Source organism: Bacillota bacterium (assembly GCA_030019365.1).
Lineage (GTDB): Bacteria > Bacillota > Sulfobacillia > JACIYH01 > JACIYH01 > JACIYH01.
In genome coordinates, this window is the sequence record JASEFA010000002.1 from 22150 (window position 1) to 44563 (window position 22414).

Below are 22414 nucleotides of genomic sequence, written 5' to 3' on the forward strand. Positions count from 1 at the left end.
CCTCGGAAACCAAGACAGGCGTAGCGCGTAGCGCGCGCACCTCGAGCTGTGACCGGCCCCACCTCCTTGCAACAGGAATGACCGCCGCCTTCGATTTATGCATAGAAGGGGTGCTTGTTTTTACAGTATAAAACTCGCTCACAACCGCTGTCAATCAAAATGTGCACCACCAGGCGGCGGACCAGCCCCCGGGAAGGCCGGGTCGGCCCGCAAAGACGTAAGCCGCGCCATTATCACTCCCGCCGTCTGGGCAGAGGGCTCCCTGCCGTGCCCGAAGCGGCCCGCTCCGCCATGCGGCGGGACATCTCCCTCGCCCGCCGGGCCACCTCCCGTTCGTCCGGCAGCCCCACCAGGTGGCCGTCCTCCACCACCACGCGGCCGTTCACGATCACCATGTCCACCGTACCGGGTCCCGTGGTGACCAGCGCAGTCACCGGGTCCCCGGCAGTACCGGCGAACTCCAGCCGGCCCAGGTCGATCAACACCAGGTCAGCGGCCATACCAGGGGCCAGGTACCCGATCTCGTGCCGGGCCAGAACCGCCGCCCCGCCCGCCGTGGCCAGGTAAAGCACCTCTTCGGCGGAGAGACCCCGCTCACCCAGGGCCAGCTTCTGCAGGAGGTAGGCCACCCTCACCTCCCCCCACATGTGGGAGCTGTCGTTGCTGGCGCTGCCGTCCACCGCCAGCCCCACCCGCGCCCCGGCGGCGAGCAGGTCGCGCACCCGGCACACCCCGGAGGAAAGCTTCATGTTGGACGCAGGACAGTGGGCCACCCCGGTGCGGGTCTCACCCAGGAGGCGGACCTCGCCATCGTCCAGGTGAATGGCGTGGGCGAACCAGACGTCCCGACCCAGCCACCCCAACTGCTCCAGGTAGGCCACCGGCCGGCATCCGAACTTCTCCAGGCAGAAGCGCTCCTCGTCCCTGGTCTCCGCCAGGTGGGTGTGCAGGAGAACCCCCCGGGAGCGGGCCAGCTCCGCCGTCTCCTTCATCAGGCGGGGAGTGACGGAAAAGGGCGAACAGGGCGCCAGGGCCAGGCGGCACATGGCATAGGGGGCGGGATCGTGGTAACGGTCGAGCAGGCGCTCGCAGTCGGCCAGGATGGCGTCCTCGTCCTGGGCCACCTCGTCGGGGGGCAGACCCCCCTGGCTGCGCCCCAGGGACATGCTCCCCCGGGTGGGATGGAACCGTATGCCCAGCTGCCGGGCGGCCGCGATTTCGGCCTCGATGAACCCCTCTGGCCGATCCCGGGGAAAGACGTAGTGATGGTCGGTGGACGTGGTGCATCCGCTCTTCAGCAGCTCCCCCAGCCCCACCAGGGCGCCCAGATACACGGCTTCCGGCGTGATCCCCCGCCATATCTCGTACAGGGCGAGCAGCCAGGGGAAGAGGGGGATGTCCTGCACGGCCGGGATGGCCCGGGTGAGGGTCTGGTAGAGATGATGGTGCGTGTTCACGAACCCGGGGAACACCGCCCACCCGGAGGCATCGATGACCCGGTCCACGGTCTCCCCTTCCCCGGCGCCAGGACCGAGGGCAGCAATCCGGCAGCCGTCGATGAGGACATTCCCGCCCCGGACACGCTCCCGGAGGGGGTTCATGGTCACTATCCAGTCCGCATTCCTGATCAACGTCCGCATGGGTCTCATTCCCGCATGGCATGAATGTCCAGGGCCCGGTAGGCGGCGACCAGGTTGGCCGGCGAGACCCCTTCCGGGACCAGACCCGAGGAGGTACCGACCACCAGCCCTCCGTCCCGGGCGGCCCGGGCCAACCGCATCGCTTCCCGCACCACCGCCTCCGGGGTGCCGCGGCTGAGCAGGTCTACCGACAGGCCTCCCAGCAGCCCCAGTCGGCCCCGCCACATCCCCACCAGCCGGGCGACGTCCATCCCGGCTTCCGGTTCCAGGGAGTGCAGGCCGTGGAAGCCCGCCGCCGCGATGTCGGCCAGCAATGGTGCTACCGCCCCGTCGCTGTGGAAGACCAGGAGGGGGATGTCTCCCCTGGCGGTGCGGGCAGTGCGGCAACGGGCGGCCACCTCCGCCCAGAGCGGCCGGAGCCGATGCCGGACGACCCGGGGAGAAAGCAGCAGGCCCCCGGTGTATGCCAGGTCCTCCCCCATCACGATGCCGTCGGCACCCGCCGCCAGGGCCTGCGCCACCTGGCCGAGCACCCGGTCAAGCTGCACGAGGAGCAACGTGTCCGCATCCCCCAACCACGAGTCCGCATCCTCCCACCACGAGTCCGCATCCTCCCACCACGAGTCCGCATCCCCCAGTCCCGAGCCGACATGCCCCGACGAGGAGCCCGCCTCACCCAGTTCCGAGCCGGCGTCCCCCAACCCAGAGTCACTCCCATCGCTCCGCGGGCGGCGGTGCGCCCCGGTCAGGAGAAGCAAGGCCTGCGACCAGCCCAGCAGGCCCGCCAGGCCCTGCCAGGGCCCATCCACCACCGCCCATACGAAGAGATCACGCCCCGCCCAATGAGCAATCTCCTGGATCCAGGACGAGTGGGGCGCCGGCTCAACGGGCGCGATCAGGGGTGGGCTGTCGCCGGCGGCAGACCCCGCCGGCGGCCACGCAGCCGCTACCGCCCGCGGACCTGGCGGCGGGAGCGATGGGACCGGCACGCCCACCATGTCCGCACCCAGGAGGCGCAGGGCCTCCTCTTCCGCCTGCCAGCGGCCGGGCCCGCCGGCAGGGAGAGGACGTGCGTGCCCTCCCAGCAGGGCCCGGACCAGCACTCCCGCCATCCGGAACTCCCCCCGGGGCACGCGATCGGGCGGCCGGCCCTCAAGGGCCTCCCGCACCCGCCGGTAACCGGTCATTCCCTCCCGGCCAGCATCTCTCGGGCCCGCCACAGCTCGTCACCTTCCGGAGAAAGAATGGGGACCCGCGCCCCTTCCTTGAGCAGCCAGTTTCCTTCCGGCACCACACGCCCGACCACCGCCGCCCGGATACCCGCCCCGCCCAGAGCACCCAGCAGCGGCCCCGGGTCGGGCACTGCCACCAGGAGTGAACCGCTGGAAACCAGACGCAGGGGGTCCACCGACAGAGCCCGGCAGATGGCATCCACCTCGGGCGGGACGGGGACCTCCTCGGCCCGGATTTCCACACCCAGCCCGGCGGCGTATGCCATTTCCCAGGCCGCTCCCAGAACGCCACCCTCGGTCACGTCGTGCATGGCGGTAGCCCCGCACCCCACGGCCACCTTCGCCTCGGGCAAAACGCTCAATGAGTCAAACAGGGACCGCGCCCGGTCGATGACATCCGCCGGGACCAGAGCGGACAGCCGGGCGGGGAAATCCACAGCCAGTACGGCAGCCCCTTCGATCCCCGCCCCCTTGGTGAGCACCAGGGCATCGCCCGCCTGCGGCCCCTCGGGCAACCGGCAACCGGGCCAGGGCTGCCCCAGGGCGGCAACACATACAAGGGGCAAGGGGAGGCCGGGCACCAGCTCCGTGTGCCCCCCGGCGATGGCCACCTTCAACTTCCGGCAGGCGGCGTCAGCCTCGGCCATGAACCGGGCCACGTACTCTTCTCCCAGTTCGAGGGGAACCAGCAGGGTGATGCCCACGGCCACCGGCTCGGCCCCGGCAGCGGCCAGGTCGTTGCACGCCACGTAGATGCATAGCTCGCCCGTGCGGGTGCTGCTGCCGGTGATGGGATCCACCGAAAAGACACACATCCCGCCCCCCAGCCGCAGGACGGCGGCATCCACACCGATGCCCGCACCCCGGATGACCTCCGGCCGCCGGGCGCCCTGATGGGCGAGCACCATCTTCTCCAGGATCACCGGAGGGAGCTTACCCCCCGGCGCCCTCGCTGTTTTCTGCCTTTCCACGAAATCAGCCTCCGGATCTAGCGGTGATGAGGCCCAGGAGAAGCCTTCCCGCCTCCCGGCAGTTACGGGCCAGCAAATCCAGGGTGGAAGGGTCAGCCCCGTCCACATGGACGCCCGCCACTCCCACCACCGGCGAGCACGTCACCCGCGCCAGCTCGTCGGCCAGGGGACGGATCACCTCTTCCTCCTTGTGGGCCGGCAGGTTGATCACCGAGGAGGTGCAGCTCGACCTCTCCGGGTCGGCCAGGCTGGGTCGCGGCACGCTCACCACCACGGTGCCCACGTGGGTGCGGTCGCCCCCGAACAGCCCCACCACGTAGCCGTCGTCGGTGGCCCAGGCCCGGGCCTGCACCCGCAGGTGCCCTTCACCCGCCCGCGCCTCCCACTCCCGCAGGCGCCCCTCCGCCGCCCCCGCCTCGCGCTCCCACCATCCGCCCCCGCTCGTGCCTGCTTCGTGCTGCGGCCGGGCGGCAGCCTCCTCGCGCTGCTCCGCTTCACCCTGGCCTTCCCAGCGCGGGCTCAACCGGTGGGATATACCCAGGTGATCCAGGATCCGTGCCACGGTATGGTCGACCAGGTCGGCCGGGGAGGCAGGATGGCAGTAAAAGGCGGGCATGGGGGGAAGGACCACCACTCCCAGTCGCGCCAGCCGCAACAGGTTCCCCAGGTGAACGGCACTGAGCGGGGTCTCCCGGGGAACCACGATGAGCCGCCGCCGCTCCTTCAGGCACACGTCGGCCGCCCGGACGATGAGATCGGCGGAGTAGCCGTGGGCGATGGCCGCCGCCGTCTTCATGCTGCAGGGGGCGATGACCATCCCGTCTACGGGGAAGCTTCCACTCGCCACCGGCGCGCCCAGGTCGTCGGGGCTGTGGGTATGGGTGGCCATCCCCCTCAGCCCGTCAGGGGGAAGCCCCGTCTCCAGGCGCACGGTCTCCCATCCCCACCGGCTGACGATGAGGTGGGTTTCCCTTCCCGCCTCCCGCAGGACTTCCAGGAGGCGGACGCCGTACACCGCCCCCGAAGCTCCCGTGATGGCCACTATGACCCGCGCCATCTCTGCCACCATCAGTACCGCTGCCAGAGGGCCCGGGCCCGTTCCCGCGACCGGGCCAGGATGGCCTCTTCATCCACGGCCTGGAACTCACCACCGCGCACGAGGATGCGCCCCCCCACCATCACGGTGTCCACGGCCGACCCCGGCACCCCGTATGTGAGGTGACCCATGTAGTTGGTCTCGTCCAGGGGAGTGAAGGGCCGGTAATCCACCAGGATGATGTCGGCGTATCCTCCTTCCGTGATCCGTCCCAGGGGACGGTCCCAGTACCGGGCCGCCAGGCGGGCACTGTTCACCCAGGTCACTCGCCTGAGCTCTTCGCCCCCCATCACGCGGGGATCCTCCCGGTCCAGGCGGGCGACCATGGCGGCGAGGTTCATCTCCCGCCACAGGTCGAGGAAGCCATCGCCGCCCAGCACCACGTTGATCCCGGCCTCCAGCAGCGCGGGGACGGGCGACGTACCCACGGCGTTGTTCATGTTCGACTGGGGGTTGTGGGCCACCGTGCATCCCCTCTCCCGCAGGGTGGCGATCTCCTCTTCGCCCACCAGGACGCAGTGAGCCGCGATGCTATTCTCCCCCAGCACCCCCGCTTCCGCCAGGCGCCGCACGGGATGCTTCCCGAACTGGCGCCGCGACTCCTCTACGTCGGCCTCCCCCTCCGCCACATGGACGTGAAACCCGGCCCCCAGACTGTTACCCATCGCCGCGGCCATGTGCAGGGTCTCCTCGCCCACCGTGAAGGAAGCGTGCAGCCCGAAGGCTGCTCTGAGGAGCGGTCCACCTTCCTTCCGGCACCGCTCGACGAAGCGGCAGTTCTCCTCCAGCCCCCGGCGCGCCACGTCCGGGCCGTCCCGGTCCGACACCTCGTAGCACAGGCAGCCCCGCACCCCCAGGTCGGTGAAGGCACGTGCCACCTGGTCCAGGCTTCCCGGGCAGACGCGGGGGCTGGCATGGTGATCGAAGAGCGTGGTGACCCCGTGCCGGACGGCCTCCAGCAGCCCGGCCAGGGACTGGTAGTAGTTGTCTTCCGGCGTCAGGGCCTTGTCCAGCCGCCACCACAGCCGCTCCAGGATCTGGCGAAAGCTCCCCGCCGGCTCCCCCCGGCCGGGAATGCCGCGCGCCCACTGCCCGTACAGGTGGGTGTGCCCCGTCACCAGCCCGGGCAGGATGAGCATCCCGCCCGCATCGACGAAGGGCACCCCCGGGTGGCGGACCCGCATCTCGGCCGTGGCACCGACCTCTTTCACCATTTCTCCTTCCACCAGGACCGCCCCGTCGGGGAAGAACCGGTTGCGTTCCTCCATGGTGATGAGGATGCCGTTGCCCACCAGCGTCCTCGTTTCCGTCCCCACTTCCCCACCCCCTGGTCTCGGACAGCTCCCTCACTGGCCCCTGCCTGCCGGCCCCGGTCGGGCACCCGGCGTCATCACACCGCCGGCGCGTCCAGATGGAGGCCCCCAGCCGGCGTCATCACGCAGCCGGGACGTCCAGATAGAGGCCGCGGCCCGGCCGCCCGCAAAACTCGCCTTCCTCTACGATGACCTCTCCCCGGGAGATCACCATGCGCGGCCAGCCCTGCAGATCCCACCCCTCATAGGGAGACCAGCGCAGCGCAGGCCCTGACCCCGCTATACCCACCTTCTGCCTGGCGCAGGGGTCGACCAACACCAGATCGGCGTCCGCCCCGGGGAGGAGCGTCCCCTTACGGGGATAGAGGCGGAAGGCGCCGGCCGCGGCCGTACTGGTCAGCTCCGCCAGCCGGGGAATGTCAATATGCCCCGCCACCACTCCCAGCGTGTACGTCAGGGGCAGGAAGGTGGCGAACCCGGGGAGACCACCCGGAACCCGGAGGAAGTGGGGAGCGGCGTCCTTTTGGGCCACGCTCAGGGCGCAATGGTCCGTGCCCAGGAAATCCACCTGGCCGGCGGCAATCCCCCGCCAGAGGGCATGCTGATCCTCCAAGGTCCGCAGAGGCGGGCTGCAGATGAAGCGGTGGCCGTCCTCTCGCGCGTACACCGAATCGTCCAGGGCCAGGTAGTGGGGGGCCGTCTCCACCCAGGCGACCCGGCCGGAGCCGCCTCTCCGGCGCAGTGCCCCCTGCTCCCGGCGGGCGGCTATCACCGCCGCCAGCCCTTCTCTGCTGGACAGGTGGCGGATGCACACGGGAGCCCCTTCCAGCCGCGCCAGGGTGAGCACACGATACACCGCTTCTCCTTCCGCCAGTGCGGGCCGGGTGTGGGGAAACCGGGCAGCTCCGCCGTGCGCTTCCCTCACCCGCGCGGTCATCGCCTCCACCACGGCAGCCGATTCGGCATGGACGGTGGCCAGGGCCCCCGTACGCCCGACAGCACCCAGGGACGCCAGCAGGCCCCGGTCATCCACCATGAGGCCGGGATTGACCGTATATAGCTTGAACGAACGCACTCCCCCGCCGGCCAGAGCGGGTACCTCGGCCAGGGTGTCGGGGTCGGGGGAAGTAATGGTCACGCTGAAGGCATAATCCACCACCGCGCGTCCCCCGGCCTGCGTCCGCCTCTCCTGGAGGGACTCAGCAAGGCTTTGACCGGGCCGCGCCTGAGCGAAGTCACTCACCGTGGTGATGCCGCCGCAGGCGGCGGCCACCGTCCCGGTGTACCAGTCATCGCAGGTGGCAATGCCGCTGGCCAAAGACATCGCAATGTGAGTGTGGGGGTCGATCAAACCGGGCAGCACCAGGAGGCCGCGGGCGTCCACCACCTTCCCGGCCCGGAAACGCCCGAGCTGACCCAGAGCAGCCACCCGTCCGGCCCGGACACCCACGTCGATTTCGCCCCAATCCCGAGGCCCGTAAACCCGTCCGCCCTGCACCACCAGGTCAAAATCCACGGGCCACCCCACCCCTTGGTCGCTGCCACTTCACAGTTCGCCCCATCCCGGCGTCTTTCCTCCGCCACCATGTAACAGTTGCGCGGACCCTCGCGGGTCCGCGCCCGAATGCGGTGAGCAGGTCTGTAAGCCGAATTCTGTGCCCCCGCGACCGGCCGCACCGGTGGGCGGGGCGGCAACCATCCATCTGGGACCCCGGTTGCCCGGGGCCTCCTGCGACCTAACCCGGGGAGTCCACGGGCCGCCTCATTCTCCCCCTACTTGGTCTTGCTCCGGGTGGGGTTTACCTAGCGAGCCGGTCGCCCGGCTCCTGGTGGTCTCTTACACCACCATTGCACCCTTACCTTCGGGACATACACTCCCGCAGGCGGTTTCTTTCTGTGGCACTGTCCCTGGGGTTGCCCCCGCTGGACGTTATCCAGCACCCTGCCCTGTGGAGTTCGGACTTTCCTCGAACACGACCTCGCGGTCATTGTGCCCGCGGTTGCCCAACCTGCTCTATGAACAGCTTAACATCCCTTCCCCACCTCGTCAACTTCCCTGTACTGCTGCACCACTGCTTCGCACAGCACTACTGCTGTACTACTTCCGCCATGGCAGCGCAATGTGCCGAAAACTGGCCCAGACTCAGCCAATAACTGCGCCAGAAAAAGCGCGCACGGACGAGTCCGCCAACCAGTCCACCCACCTTGTCCATCTGCCCTTACCAAACCTGAGCACAACTACCCCAGTTACTCAAGTATATACCACCATTTTCTGGAGACACCAGCCTCCATATCTCGCAGGAACCCTCCGGCCTCAGGAGAGGCGGACCAGTATGCCAGAATCTGGCTCATACTGGGAAGGGGAGTTCGCCAGTTTTCGGCGCACTCCCCTTGTTGAGGGACTTCACCGGCCCCGGCGACCTGCCTGATGCGGGCCCAGCGGTGTACTACGAATTCCTGCTACCGGCACAGGGCAGAGGCCAGGAGGGGTGGTTGGAGCAGCGGGCACGAGAAGGAGTGCGGGCGGTCGACGTCGAATACTGACGAAGAGCCGGCACTCAAGGGGGTAGCCGGTCTTGAGCTTTTGCACGGAGGTCGATGTTCCATGGGTGGTGCGCATCGCGTCGTTGGAGTCGGGTGGGGGAAGCGGCTGGTTCCCGCCCTGGTTGCAGTGTTGTTCCTCTGCGCCACGCTGGGCCTGCCGGCACGGGCCCGCGCCCAGGGCCTGGTCCTTTTCACGCCCTTCCCCGGGGTGGTGGCCAGGCCGGGAGAAACCCTCACCTTTCAGCTGCACCTTTCTGCCCGGGGCCCGGGCGGCCAGAAAGTGACTCTGTACGTGACCGGGCAACCGAAGGGATGGGAGGCCTTCCTCCTGGGTGAGGGCCGCCAGGTCTACCAGGTGTACGTACCCGCAGATCAGGAGCAGGAGGTCCAGCTACAGGTCAAGGTACCTGATGATGCCCGGCCCGGCGAGGCGCACGTAACGGTGAGCGCCCGTTCCGCCGCCGGAACCGCCAGCCTGCAGGTGAGCATCCGGGTCAGTACCGAGGAGGCGGGTCCCGACCGGCTGGTGACCCAGTATCCTTCCCTCACCGGCCCGAGCAACGCCACCTTCAGTTTCCGCCTGGATCTGACCAACAATGGGCCTCGCGAGCGCTCCTACAGCCTGCGCGCCGACGCCCCGGACGGATGGCAGGTCACCTTCAGTCCCGCATACGAGCAGAAGCAGATCGCCGGCCTGACCCTGGGCGCGGGGGAAACCAGAGGCCTGGATGTGCAGGTCAGGCCCCCCCAGAAGGTGGCGGCCGGCCGGTACAACATCACGGTGCAGGCCCTCTCCGCAGCCAGCCAGGCGTCCGCGGCCCTCGAGCTCAACATCCTGGGAACCTTCGAGCTGAAGCTCACCACCCCCTCGGGGCGGCTCAGCGCCGACGCCAACCCGGGGCGGGAAACCCCGGTCAAACTGGTGGTGGACAACACCGGCAGCGCCGACCTGGGACGGGTCACCTTCTCTTCCAGCCCGCCCCCCAGCTGGTCGGTGCGTTTCGATCCCGAAAGCATTGACGTTCTGCGGGCGGGGGAAAGCCGGGAGGTCACCGCCTACATCAAACCTGACAGTCGCGCCATCGCCGGCGACTACGTGGTGACCCTCAGCACCAGCTCTCAGGGCGCGTGGGAGAGCGCGGACTTTCGGGTGACGGTCCTCACCCCCACCGCCTGGGGGATGGTGGGGATCGCCCTGGTGGCAGCGGTGATGGCGGGCGTGTGGGCCACGTTCCGCAAGTACGGCCGCCGCTGACCCGCCCGGGACAGCACGAGCTGCGCGGGCCCCAGGTATCCGGAACTGTAAGTCGGTCACTTGAGGCGGGTAGTGCCATGGAAAAGGACGTCATCGTCAGCCTGCGGGGACTGACGAAGAAATACGGCAACCTGGTGGCGGTGGACCACCTGGATCTGGACATCTACAGGGGTGAGGTTTTCGGGCTGCTGGGGCCGAACGGGGCTGGCAAGACCACCACCATCCTCATGCTCCTGGGCCTCACCGAGCCCACCGAGGGGACGGTGCGGGTGGCGGGCCACGATCCCGCCCGCGAGCCCCTGGCGGTAAAGGCCATGGTGGGATACCTTCCCGACAACGTGGGATTCTACGAGGACATGACCGGACGGGAGAACCTCCGCTATACCGCCCGACTGAACCACATCCCGCTCCCGGAGGCAGAAAGGCAAATCGCGCGGTTGCTGGAGACGGTGGGGCTGGGGGATGTCGGTGACCGGGCCGTCCGGGAGTACTCGCGGGGCATGCGCCAGCGCCTGGGGATGGCCGACGCCCTGGTCAAAGATCCCCGCCTGCTCATCCTGGATGAACCCACCCTGGGGATCGACCCCGAGGGGGTGCAGGAGGTGCTGGCCCTCATCGTCCGCCTGGCCCAGGAGGAACAGCGCGCGGTCCTGATCTCGTCCCACCTGCTGTATCAGGTGCAGGAGATATGCGACCGCGTGGCCATCTTCGTGCGGGGACGGCTGGTCGACCCCGGGCCCGTCTCCGTGCGGGAGCTGGTGGCCAGCGGGCGGAGCCTGGATCACTACTACCGCCAGTATTTCCAGGGGGGTGACTCCCGGTGAAGCCGGGCATGGGTGCAAGCGTTACGCCGGCTGCGCTCTCCTCTCTATGGCAAAGGGTGAAGCACAGCACTTCCTCCTGGTCGAGCGGAGGCCTGGGAGTGGTGTGCGCCAAAGAGATAGGGGATCACACCTCCAGCATCCGCTTCCTCATCCTCTTTCTGCTGGTGGGCATCACCGGACTGAGCAGCATGTACGTCGGGGCCCAGAGCATCCGCGAGACCGTGGCCCAGGAGGGGAGCCACTTCGTCTTCCTGCGCCTGTTCACCACCTCGGGCAGCCTGCCCCCCTTCATCGCCTTTGTGTCCTTCCTGGGCCCCCTGGTGGGACTGGCCATGGGATTCGACGCCATCGTGGGCGAACGTACTCGCGGCACCCTCAGCCGCCTGCTGTCCCAGCCCATATATCGGGATGACGTCATCAACGGCAAGTTCCTGGCTGGCATCTCCATGCTGGGATGGATGATGGGATCCCTGGGCCTGCTGGTGGCCGGGCTGGGTCTCATCCTGACGGGAGTGCCACCCACCACGGAAGAGGTGGTGCGGGTCCTGGCCTACCTGGTGGTGACGGTAATCTACGTGGCCTTCTGGCTGGCCCTGGGTATCCTCTTTTCGGTCATATTCCGGCAGGCGGCCAGCTCGGCACTGGCGGGCATCGCGGTGTGGCTGTTCTTCGCCGTCTTCGCCCGCCTGCTGGCCGGTCTGATAGCGGACACCTTCTTCCCCGTAACGCAAGACACCCCGGTGGACGTGGCCCTGCGCAACGCCCGCTGGCACCTGGGCCTGGCTCGCCTCTCCCCCACCGTCCTCTACGAAGAGGCCATCATAACCCTGCTCAACCCCAGCATTCGCACCCTGGGTCCCTTCCTGCTGGAACAGGTGCAGGGCGCCATCGCCGGGTTCCTGTCCCCGGGGCAAAGCCTGCTCCTGGTGTGGCCCCACCTGGTGACCCTCGTCGCTCTCACCGCGGGCGTTTTCGGGGTCGCCTACTACCTCTTCATCCGCCAGGAAATCCGGGCCTGACCCCGGGCGATTCTCTGCGGCCTCCACGGCCTCGCCAGGGGGCGCCGTTACTGTCCGCTGGTGATTTCCCCGCCTCAGGGAGGGCACTGCCTCGGAGCACGCTGTGGTCGTGGGTGTACTGGTCGCCATAAGGCCGCAGGCGCCTGGGCACCAGCTTGACGAAGGAGGAGGCCAGGAACTGGTCCGGATCCAGGTCGAAGAACCGGCAGTATTGCGATACGTCTTCCTGCACCTGACTCCAGTCCGCGTCTTCCAGTTCGCACACGCGCACGTCCGGTGATAGGCGATCCGCGCTGGCTCCTCCCCGCAGGCAGATAGCCCCGCCGTGCATGCCCGCTCCCGTCCAGTCTCCGGTAATCGTTCCCAGTACGACTATGCGCCCACCCGCCATGTACTCACCCAGGAAACCCCCGGCCGCACCGCCGATGACGAGCACGGGGCACCGGTCGCCCGCAGCCTTCATGTTTATGCCGGCCCTGTAACCCACGTCACCCCGGATGTATACCCGCCCGCCCCGCATGGCATAGCAGAGCACGTTGCGGGCGTCGCCGTGGACCACGATCTCACCGCCGCTCATGGTGTTGGCAACGGCATCCTGGACATTGCCGATCACCCTGATGTGGGGCCCATCCATAAAGGCCCCCAGGTCGTTCCCCGGGACCCCCCGCACCACGACGGAGGCGTCCCCGGCCAGGCCCGCAGCTATGTAACGCTGACCGCAGACGCCCTCCACGTAGATCCTCCGTGCCCCCCCGGCCACCGCCTGGCGGATATTCCTGCCCAGCTCGCGGAAGTCCATCCCGCCTGCGCAGATCGTGTACGCGCCTCCGCTGTCGGCACTGCCCATTGAGATCACCTCGCTGCCTCGCAAAATGCCCAGAGATCCTTCACCTGCCTGCGGGCTGCACGCCGAGAATGTCCAGGGTCAACGAGTCCAGGCCCAGCCCGCGCAACCGGTCCCGGTTGCCCCGCAGGCTCTCGATGGCGTTGATGCCCATGGCCCCGAGCATCTCCTTTATCTCCAGGCCCCAGGCCCGCAGGAGGTTACCCAACCGGAGAGCCGCTGCCTCCGGGTCGAGGCGGCTGGCCAGCTCCGGATCCTGCGTGGTGATGCCCCACGCGCACCTGCCCGTGTAGCACCTCTGGCAGAGGCGGCATCCCAGGGCTACCAGAGCAGCGGTACCGATGGCCACCGCGTCCGCACCCAGGGCAATGGCCTTCAGCGCATCAGCGGCGCTGCGGATGCCGCCGCTCGCCACGAGCGACACCAGGTGCCGGATGCCTTCCTCCCGCAGCCGCCGGTCCACTGCCGCCAGGGCAACCTCCAGGGGGATACCCAGGTGGTCCCGCACAACCAGGGGTGACGCACCGGTCCCGCCCCGGAAACCGTCGATGGTGATGAAGTCAGCCCCTGCCCTGACGATGCCGCTTGCTATGGCGGCCACGTTGTGTACGGCGGCGATCTTCACCCCTACCGCCTTCTGGTAGTCCACGGCCTCCTTGATGGCGTAGATGAGCTGGCGCAGGTCTTCGATCGAGTAGATGTCGTGGTGCGGGGCAGGGGAGATGGCGTCCGTGCCCACCGGGATCATGCGGGTGGCCGCTATCTGGGGCGTCACCTTCTCCCCCGGCAGGTGCCCGCCGATGCCGGGTTTGGCCCCCTGCCCGATCTTTATCTCGACTGCCGCCGCCGCCCGGAAGTAATCGGGGTCGACGCCGAACCGGCCCGATGCGCACTGGACGATGATGCGGTCGCCACAGGACAGCAGGTCCCGGTGCAGGCCGCCTTCCCCCGAGTTCATGAACGTACCCATCTCGCGGGCAGCCATGGCCAGAGCGCGGTGCACGTCGAGGCTCACCGCCCCGTACGACATGGCCGCGAACATGATGGGGATCTCCAGCTCGAGCTGTGGCTGCAGAGCCTCACCCGGTACCAGCCTGTCCGGCTTCCTCCCCAGGTAGGTCCGTAACTCCATGGGCTCCCTCAAGGGATCGATGGAGGGATTGGTAACCTGGGCGGCGTCCAGCAGGAGATGATCCCACAGGATGGGGTAGGGCTTGTCGTTGCCGCATCCGGTCAGGCTCTTCGCGCCGCTGGCGGCCTGCTGCCATATGCCGCGGACCGCCCACTCCGGCCAGAAACCGTTGGGCTTCAGGGGCCAGAGGTTCGGCGCCACCGAAATGGCCCCCGCGGGGCAGACGGCCGCACAGCGCAGGCAACCGGCGCAGCTGCCCTCCTGCGGCGTCACCCGTTCCTGGAAGCTCAAGGCACCAAAAGAGCATTGCCGCACGCACAGGTGGCAGGACCTGCAGCGGGCCTCGTCCACCCTGACACTGAATTGGGGTGGAACGTAGGACGCGTGGCGCATCCTGTCCCGGATGGCGCCGCTCATGATCGCGCCACCCCCACGGAAACGGCGACCTGCGGCCGCCCCACCTCGACCATGATCGGCTCCCCCGCGAGGGGAGCCCAAACCCTGTCGGGGCCCGAGCAGACGGCGCGGATGGCCGCTTCCTCAGAGGCGAGGTAAGACAGGTCGCCCCGGGTAGCTGCCACCAGCGGCCTCAGCATAAGGCGGTCGGTAAGCCCAACCAACCCGCGGGAGTGCCCCAATATGGTAGTGAACGGGCCGTTCAGCAGGGCTCCCGCGTATACGATGCGGGCAGCACGGAGCAGCGCCGCCTGATCCCCCGACCCGTCCAGCTCCTTCCAGAAGGGAGGGGTGAGGACGCGGCATGCAACTTCCAGGGCCAGGCCGTGCCTGCGCACCAGCAGGTCAACCAGGTAGACGATCACCTCGGTGTCGGTCAGCAGTGTGCACCTGTACCCGAACGACTCCACGTAGCGGCGGTTGGTCCCGTAAGACGACAGTTCCCCGTTATGCACCACCGACCATTCCAGCAGCGAGAACGGGTGTGCCCCGCCCCACCAGCCAGGGGTGTTGGTGGGAAACCGGGAGTGCCCCAGCCAGGAGTAACCCCGGTACTGGTCGAGCATGAAGAAGTCTGCCACTGCCTCCGGGTGACCGACCGCCTTGAACACGCCCATCTCCCTGCCGCTGGAAAAGACAAACGCCCCCGGAATCCCGGTGTTGATCTCCATCACCGCCCGCACCACGTACTCGTCCGGACCGCACCACTCGCGCTGTGCCCGTTCGGCCGGGCGTTCGTCCCAGGAGTGCGCGGCTACCTCTTCCGGCAGCCTGAGAAAGTAGCGCCAGAGCATGGGGGCCCCGGGCAGGACTCCGGGCCGGGTGGGGATGGGTTCCGCAGCATCCACCTGAAACCTCGCCCGCAGCAGATCCTCGGTCGCCGTGCGGGCCTGGCCGTCCTCATACATGAGGTGGAACACGTAACACTCTGCCAGGTCCGCATATATCCCGTAGGCGGCAAATCCCGCCCCCAGGCCATTGGTGCGTTCGGGCATGGCGCAGACCATGCACGCGACCGTGGCCCCCGAAATGAGCCGTCCCCTCGTGCTCGCCACGGCGGCAACCCCGCACCCGGACGGGATGCGCATCCCGTCCGCAGTCTCACCCCGGCGCAGCCCAACTCTGGCTCCCATCCCTACCGTCCTCCCTCCCGTCGCGTCTGCCGGGTGCTCCCCGCCCCCACATGCTGTCTTCGCCTTGCAGAAGGCTGTGGGGCTGTCACCCGAGGATAAGAAAAACCCGCGCGGAATTCCGACAGACGGAACCTTCCGCTCGGGTCTTCTACTACCCACGGTGTTGCAGCATCCGCTGCATTGCGCCGCTTGGTCCAGACCATTCCCCGGCTGCAGCACGCCAGACCGGCCTGGAAATGCGGAACCCTAGGCGCACTCCCGCCCCAGCACTGCGATTTGGCCCCAGATCCATATTCCTTTTGATGCGAATTCTAGTCACATCTGGAGGCAATGTCAATATCCTGCGTCAGGTTCCCTGACAAGATCTGAGCTCCTGCCGCTCAAGTGGCTAAACATACGATTTCGCGCATAGTAAATCTCTGGCACCATTCCAAGAAAACAGATGCCAGGAGGCAATTCCCCCCTCAGCCGTCCAGGTCGCACACCAGGAGCCCGGCGGGCACCTTGGGGTGGAAATAGGTGGTCTTCCGGGGGAACCGGTAACCCTCCCGAGCCTTGCGGAATACCTCGCCCACCGAGACAGCAGGGACCAGGAAAGTGACCTCGGCCTGCCCGGCCAGGACCTCGTCCAGGGCGTAAGCCGCATCCCTGGTGTACTCCACGGCCCGGGCGGCACCCGCCTCACCATCAGCCGTCGGCCCCTGCGTCGCCCGCTGCGTTGCCCCCTGCCCCCCGTGCACGACGCCATCCAGCACCCTCAGGGCCTCAGCCGTCTCGCCCTGATAGCTCAGCACCCGTGCCCCACCTGCGGTCACCGCCGCCAAGGATACCAGGCCAGAACGAGAGGATACGAGGGACTCCAAGCGTGCCCACCAGGCAGCCGCCCCTGCCCGAGGGGCACGGGCGACGACCTCCGCGCAGCCGAACGCGGCAGCCACGGCGTCGACGAGACCCTCGGCACCGCCCGGGCCCGCCCTGCGCACGAGGCGATGGGTGGGCAGTACCAGCAGCCCCGGATCAGCTGTGGATACGAGGGCAGCCAGCACACGCTCGTGCCGTTCTTCCCCCGTTTCCTCCGCGAACCGGCGCGCGGACTCGTAACGGTGATGCCCGTCGGCGATCACGGCGGGCAGGGGAGCCACAACCCCGGTTACCCGGGCGACCGCGTCCTCCTTCAGGCGCCACACCCGCAAAACCTCTTCCCCTGTGTGCACCTCCAGTTCGGGCGGTCTCCCCGCCACCCCGGAACGCAGCGCTGACGCCACCCGGCCGTGGGGGTCTTCGTACAGGACGAGAATGGGGCTGAACTGGGCGTGGCAGGCACGCAGCAGCTCCAGGCGATCCTGTTTGGGCACGGCCATCGTCTCTTCGTGAGCCATGACGCCGGGCGCCAGGCAACCCACCAGGGCGGCGCGGACCAGGTGGCGGCCCTCGTGGAAGAAGGCGTGCTCGCAGACGTAGAGGGATGGCACCTCATCCTGCACCAGGATACCCTCTCGGCGCCATGCCTCCCACAGCGCTGCGGCCCGGCAGTACCGGTCAGCAGGGCTTTCCGCGCTTGGGATATGGAGTTCAAGGCGGACGGAGTTGTACGGATGCCGTTCCGCAAGGCCGCCCGCCGCTTCCCCGTCCACCACATCGTAGGGCGGTGAAATCAGAGCACCGAGATCCACTCCCACGCGCCGGGGGTCGTAGTGAACCGCCCGGAAAGGCATAAGTCGCGGCATCCTCACTCCCCCTCACGCCGGCCGGTGCAGGTACACGGGACGGGCGGAAATGACGCCCCGCACCCGGGCGATGCGGGCAAGGGCCTCGGGGGGCGCGGGAGAGTCCATGCCCAGCACCATGATGGCCTCTCCGCCTCGCGCCAGTCTCGCCACCTGCATGCCGGAGATGTTCACGCCGGCTTCCCCCAGGATGGTGCCCACCTGACCGATGATGCCCGGCTGGTCCACGTGGGGGCAGACCAGCATGAACTCGGCCAGGGGGGTATCTGTACGATATCCGTCTATGCGCACCAGGCGCGGTTCCCCCCGGGGGGACAGGCTCCCGGCCACGCTCCGCTCGCCCCGACTGGTGACCGTGGAGACAGATATCTCACCCGGGTAGCCGTCGCCTTCATCCATCCTCACCTCGCTGACCCGGATTCCCCTCTCCCGGGCCAGCAGGGGGGCGTTCACCGCGTTGACATGGTCCTGCAGGAGAGGACGAAGCAGCCCCTTGAGCACGGCGGAGAGCAGGGGACGAGTGTCCATCCTCGCCACCTCGCCCGACCAGGCCACGCGCACGCCGCCGATCATGCCTTCTGACCACCCGGCCGAAAAGGCACCCAGAGTTTCCGCCAGCGGCAGCAGGGGGGCAAGGCGCTGGCCGTCTTCGGGGGCGGGAGCGGGCACGTTGACGGCGGTGGGTACCAGTTCTCCCCTGAGCACGGCCAGCACGGCGCGGGCCGTTTCCACGGCCACGCTCGCCTGGGCCTCGGCGGTGGAAGCACCCAGGTGGGGAGTGATCACCACGTTGTCCAGGCCCAAAAGGGGATGGTCGGGCGGAGGGGGCTCCGACGCCAGCACGTCCAGCGCCGCCCCTGCCACCTCTCCCTCCCGGAGCGCTCGGGCCAGGGCCTCCTCGTCCACCACACCGCCTCGGGAGCAGTTGATGATGTGCACTCCCGGCTTCATCCGCGAGATGGCCTCCTCGCCGATCAGGCCCTGCGTTTCCCGGGTCAGGGGGACGTGCACACTGATGAAGTCCGCGGCAGGGAAAATGACGGCGGGCTCAGCCGGGATTACACCCACGGCCTCCATGCGCTCGGGCGAGACGGCGGGGTCATATGCCATCACCTTCATCCCCAGGGCCAGGGCCCGCCTGGCCACCTCGGAACCGATCCGTCCCAAACCGAGTAACCCCAGGGTCTTGCCCCGCACTTCCGTCCCCAGGAAGCGGCTCCTCTCCCACTTCCCCGATCTGGCGTGCAGGTGGGCCTGGGGGATCCTGCGGGCCAGGGAGAGGATAAGGCCGATGGTGTGCTCGGCCACGGCCACCGTGTTTCCACCCGGAGCGTTCACGACCACGATGCCCGCGCGGGTGGCTGCTTCCAGGTCAATGTTGTCAACTCCTACCCCCGCCCGTCCGATCACCCGCAGCCGGGGCGCCGCCGCAATCGCGCGGGAGGTGACACGGGTGGAACTGCGCACCAGTATCCCGTCGTACTCGCCGATGCGCTCGATCAGCTGCTCCTCGCGCAGGGGCCCGCAGACGTCAACCTCTGCCTCCTCCCTGAGGACCTTAACCCCTTCCTCCGCTATACCGTCGGTTACCAGGATGCGCATGGCCCTCACCCTTCCCAGCCGAACACTTCTTCGGCAGCAGCCACAGCCCGGCCGCGTTCAACCTCTGCCCCCAGATCCAGGCAGGCCATTTCCAGCGCGGCCAGCGTCACCACCACATCCTGCCAGCTCACCTGGCCCACGTGACCGATGCGGAACACACGCCCGGCCAGCGGTCCCTGGCCCCCGGCCAGGATCACCCCGTACTTCTCCCGAAGGAGGCCGAGGAGCTTCTGCCCGTCGAGCCATGACGGCACCGTGACCGCGGTCACGGTGTGGGAAGCGCACTCGTCGCGGGCCAGGGTCCCGAGCCCCAGGGCGCGCACCCCCGCGCGCACGGCCCGGGCCACGGTGGCATGACGGCGGAGCACGCTCTCCAGGCCCTCGGATTCGAGCATCCGCAACGACTCCCGCAGGGCATACAGCAGGGACACGGCCGGGGTGTAGGGCGTTTGGGGCGTGGGGCGTTCCAGGAAGCGCCGCGCCGCCCCGAAACTCCAGTAAACGCTGCGGCAGGTGGTCCGGTTCGCCCTGTCCCACGCCCGGGGACTCACGGACACCACGGCCAGGCCGGGCGGAGCCATGAGACCCTTTTGGGAGGCTCCCACCACCACGTCGATGCCCCAATCGTCCGTGCGCAGCTCGATGGCGCCCACCGAACTGATGGCATCCACCACGAACAGCACGTCGTCCCGGGGAATGGCAGCCCTGATGGCGGGAAGGTCCATGGTCACCCCGGTAGAAGTCTCGTTGTGGGTCACCACCACCATCCCGATGGACGGATCCGCCTCCAGCGCCTCGCGCACGGACCCGGGGTCGACCGCAGTCCCCCACGCGAACTCCAGGGTGCGGACGCCGGCGCCGGCCACCCGCATGATTTCGGCAAAACGCGCTCCGAACTCGCCGGCCACCGCCACCAGCACCCGCTCCCCCGGTCCCACCAGATTGGCGGCCACCGCCTCCATGGCCCCGGTACCGGCGGCGGGGAACACCAGCACGGTATGGCCCGTCATGAACACGCGTCTCAGTCCGTCCGTCACTTCCCCGAGCAGGGCACCGAACTCGGGACCCCGGTGGTTGATCATGGGTGCCGCTTCGGCCAGCGCCGCCCGCGCCGGCACCGGCGTCGGCCCCGGGATCATGAGACACTGCCTTTGCAACATGTCCTACCTCCTCTCCTAAACCGTCCCTTGCATGCAAAAAGCCACTCGCCACCCACTGATCGGGGACGAGAGGCTTTCTCCCGCGGTGCCACCCCGCTTGTCGCGCCGGAAAGCGCGCACTCCCGAAACCGAGCGCGCTCCGGCCGCGACCCCTCATTGGGCGATAACGGGCCCTCCGTCCGGGCTTGGGCACCCGCCTTGTGCCTGCCCTCGGGGCTGGATTCCCCAGACGGGGGGCCAGCTCGCACCTCCCGCTGGCTCTCTGATTCCCCACGCTTTCCAGGTACTGTGCCCCTCAACGGTTCATCAGGCTACTTGGCGCAAAGTCTACCAGGTTTGCCGCCGAAATGTCAACATGCAGGCCTCTATTCCTCTATCGTGATGGCGTCTATCGTCAGTGTACCGCAACTTCGCCCCACGCCCGCTCCGGCCGGGGCGGCTTGCACCGTGCCCCGGTCGACACCGTGGAGAAAGAAGCCGGTCAGACCAGGTGGCAGGCTACCTGGTGGTCAGGGGCAAAGGGACGGAGGACCGGTACTTCGCGCCGGCACTCGTCTCTGGCCCTCGGGCAGCGAGGCCAGAACCGACATCCCGGCGGCGGAGACGAGGGGTCGGGAACGTCGCCCTCGAGGGGAACCCCCAGGGTGCGCCGGCGGGGATCGGGTACGGGGACCGCCCCGATCAGGGCCTGGGTGTATGGGTGCAGCGGCGTGCCCAGCACTTTCTCAACCGGCCCGCTCTCTACCAGCACCCCCAGGTACATCACCCCCACCCGGTCGCACATGTGCTCCACTACGGCGATGTCGTGGGAAATCAGCAGATACGAGAGTCCCAGCCTGACCTGCAGGTCGGCGAGGAGGTTCAGCACCTGAGCCTGCACGGAAACGTCCAGGGAACTGGTGGGCTCGTCCAGGACCAGCAGGGAGGGGTTGAGCGCCAGGGCGCGGGCCACGCCCACCCGCTGCCGCTGGCCCCCGCTCATCTCGTGCGGGTAGCGGTTCAGGAACTCGCCGGGGAGACCCACCAGGGCGCACAACTCTGCCACGCGCTCCCGCAGCTGGCGCCCGCCCATGGGCACGTGAGCGCGCAGGGGCTCCGCCACGATGTCCAGGACCCGCAAACGCGGATCCAGGGACCAGTACGGGTCCTGGAACACCATCTGCACGTGCCGGCGCATGCGGCGCAACTCTTCCCCCCTGAGGGAAGTGAGGTCGCGACCCTCGAACAGCACCCGCCCCTCCGTGGGCTCGACCAGACGCAGCACGGTGCGGGCCAGGGTGCTCTTGCCGCAACCCGACTCCCCCACGATGCCCAGTGATTCCCCCCGGGTAGAAACAGTGAAGGTGACTCCGTCCACGGCCCGGACCCAGCCCGTCACCCGACGCAGCATTCCCGTCCTGATGGGGAAGTACCTCTTCAGCCCCCTCACCTCGAGGAGCGGGGTCATGGGGCTCCCTCCCCCGGAAAGTGGCAGGCCACCGCCCGACTACCCCGGATCATCAGGAGCGGCCGCTCGCGGCCGCACACCTCTTGCGCCCGCGGGCACCGGGGAGCGAAGCGACAACCAGGGGGCAAACGCAGGGCATTGGGCACCTCGCCCCCGATCACCTTGAGCCTACCCCGGCCGCCCCGGCGCGGAATTGCCGCCAGCAACAAGCAGGTGTAGGGGTGGGTCGGATGACAGAAGATGTCCTCGACCGGCCCCCACTCCACCACGTCTCCGGCATACATCACCGCCACCCTCTCCGCGATCTCGGCCACCACCCCCAGGTTGTGAGTGATGAATATGACTGCCGCCCTCACCTGCTGCCTCAGTTCCACCAGCAGCCGCAGGATCTGGGCCTGAATCGTCACATCCAGGGCGGTGGTGGGTTCGTCCGCTATGAGCAGCGACGGCCGGCACGAGAGGGCCATCGCGATCATCACCCGCTGCCGCATGCCGCCGCTCAGTTCGTGGGGGTACAGGCGCAGGGTGGCCTCCGGACGGGGAAGGCGCACCAGACGGAACATCTCGACCGCCCGCTCCCGGGCCTCCCTCGCGCCCAGGCCCTGGTGAAGGCGGATGGCCCTCACCATGACGTCACCCACGGGGAAAACGGGGTTGAAGGCGGACATGGGGTCCTGGAAAACCATCGATATCTCCTTGCCCCGCATGCGATCCATCTCCCGCTCACCTTTTTGCAGGAGATCCTCCCCGCGGAAGAGGATGCTGCCCGAAACCACCGCTTTACCGGGCGGCAGCAGGCGCAGGATGGCGCGTGCCGTCACCGACTTGCCGCAGCCGGTCTCGCCCACCAGGGCCAGCACCTCACCCGCTCCCAGGGACAGGTAGTGCAGGTCAACCGCCTGGACGGTGCCGCCGTAAACGCGGAAACCCACCTTCAGATCCCGGATGGACATGAGATCGCTGGCCAGGGTCTCATCCGTTGCCGCAGGTGCACCAGGTGCCGTGAGGAACCGCTCCAA

At 68.3% G+C, this 22414-nt stretch carries 15 protein-coding genes, 1 other RNA gene and 2 pseudogenes; 3 read left to right on the top strand and 15 right to left on the bottom strand.

Going from position 1 to position 22414, the window contains the following annotated elements; genetic code table 11:
• Positions 1-233 precede the first annotated feature (233 nt).
• From QME70_03525 to rnpB, 7 genes and pseudogenes are all read right to left on the bottom strand, one after another.
• Positions 234-1640, bottom strand: a complete 1407-nt coding sequence (locus QME70_03525) for an 8-oxoguanine deaminase (GenBank protein MDI6893679.1) — start codon at positions 1638-1640, stop codon at positions 234-236.
• Between the two features lie 5 nt (positions 1641-1645).
• Entirely contained in the window at positions 1646-2827 is a 1182-nt protein-coding gene (locus QME70_03530; protein MDI6893680.1) for a uroporphyrinogen decarboxylase family protein, read from the bottom strand.
• Positions 2824-3843, bottom strand: coding sequence for an AIR synthase family protein (locus tag QME70_03535; GenBank protein MDI6893681.1), 1020 nt, complete (start codon positions 3841-3843; stop codon positions 2824-2826). Before QME70_03535 ends, QME70_03530 begins: the two co-directional genes overlap by 4 nt.
• Positions 3844-4351: 508 nt before the next feature.
• Positions 4352-4900 (bottom strand): annotated as a pseudogene (locus QME70_03540) (UbiX family flavin prenyltransferase).
• Positions 4901-4911: 11 nt separating this feature from the next.
• Entirely contained in the window at positions 4912-6255 is a 1344-nt protein-coding gene (gene ssnA / locus QME70_03545; protein ID MDI6893682.1) for a putative aminohydrolase SsnA, read from the bottom strand.
• Positions 6256-6373: 118 nt separating this feature from the next.
• A complete protein-coding gene (locus QME70_03550; GenBank protein ID MDI6893683.1) occupies positions 6374-7768 on the bottom strand; it encodes an amidohydrolase family protein in 1395 nt (464 codons plus the stop codon).
• A 110-nt stretch (positions 7769-7878) separates the two neighbouring features.
• An RNA gene (gene rnpB / locus QME70_03555) (RNase P RNA component class A) lies at positions 7879-8268 on the bottom strand.
• 589 nt (positions 8269-8857) lie between these two features.
• Between rnpB and QME70_03560 the strand changes: the two genes are divergently transcribed.
• The 3 genes from QME70_03560 to QME70_03570 all read left to right on the top strand — a co-directional run bounded on the left by QME70_03560 (position 8858) and on the right by QME70_03570 (position 11894).
• Entirely contained in the window at positions 8858-10051 is a 1194-nt protein-coding gene (locus QME70_03560) for an NEW3 domain-containing protein (protein MDI6893684.1), read from the top strand.
• A 77-nt stretch (positions 10052-10128) separates the two neighbouring features.
• The gene (locus QME70_03565) at positions 10129-10875 is read left to right on the top strand and encodes an ABC transporter ATP-binding protein (protein ID MDI6893685.1); all 747 of its coding nucleotides are present in this window, start codon (positions 10129-10131) and stop codon (positions 10873-10875) included.
• Positions 10872-11894, top strand: a complete 1023-nt coding sequence (locus tag QME70_03570) for an ABC transporter permease subunit (protein ID MDI6893686.1) — start codon at positions 10872-10874, stop codon at positions 11892-11894. The genes QME70_03565 and QME70_03570 overlap by 4 nt, the downstream gene beginning before the upstream one ends.
• A 115-nt stretch (positions 11895-12009) precedes the next feature.
• On the opposite strand, the pseudogene QME70_03575 reads toward QME70_03570, so the two are convergent.
• The 8 genes and pseudogenes from QME70_03575 to QME70_03610 all read right to left on the bottom strand — a co-directional run bounded on the left by QME70_03575 (position 12010) and on the right by QME70_03610 (position 22414).
• Positions 12010-12741: pseudogene (locus tag QME70_03575) on the bottom strand (hypothetical protein).
• 40 nt (positions 12742-12781) lie between these two features.
• Positions 12782-14263, bottom strand: a complete 1482-nt coding sequence (locus QME70_03580) for a glutamate synthase-related protein (GenBank protein MDI6893687.1) — start codon at positions 14261-14263, stop codon at positions 12782-12784.
• Between the two features lie 20 nt (positions 14264-14283).
• A complete protein-coding gene (locus QME70_03585; GenBank protein MDI6893688.1) occupies positions 14284-15459 on the bottom strand; it encodes a glutamine amidotransferase family protein in 1176 nt (391 codons plus the stop codon).
• 464 nt (positions 15460-15923) lie between these two features.
• Entirely contained in the window at positions 15924-17186 is a 1263-nt protein-coding gene (locus tag QME70_03590; GenBank protein ID MDI6893689.1) for a DUF1015 domain-containing protein, read from the bottom strand.
• Between the two features lie 12 nt (positions 17187-17198).
• A complete protein-coding gene (serA, locus tag QME70_03595) occupies positions 17199-18788 on the bottom strand; it encodes a phosphoglycerate dehydrogenase (protein ID MDI6893690.1) in 1590 nt (529 codons plus the stop codon).
• Between the two features lie 5 nt (positions 18789-18793).
• The gene (locus QME70_03600) at positions 18794-19948 is read right to left on the bottom strand and encodes an alanine--glyoxylate aminotransferase family protein (GenBank protein ID MDI6893691.1); all 1155 of its coding nucleotides are present in this window, start codon (positions 19946-19948) and stop codon (positions 18794-18796) included.
• 481 nt (positions 19949-20429) lie between these two features.
• A complete protein-coding gene (locus tag QME70_03605) occupies positions 20430-21395 on the bottom strand; it encodes an ABC transporter ATP-binding protein (GenBank protein ID MDI6893692.1) in 966 nt (321 codons plus the stop codon).
• Positions 21392-22414: an ABC transporter ATP-binding protein gene (locus QME70_03610; GenBank protein ID MDI6893693.1), complete on the bottom strand. Its 1023-nt coding sequence runs from the start codon at positions 22412-22414 to the stop codon at positions 21392-21394. Before QME70_03610 ends, QME70_03605 begins: the two co-directional genes overlap by 4 nt.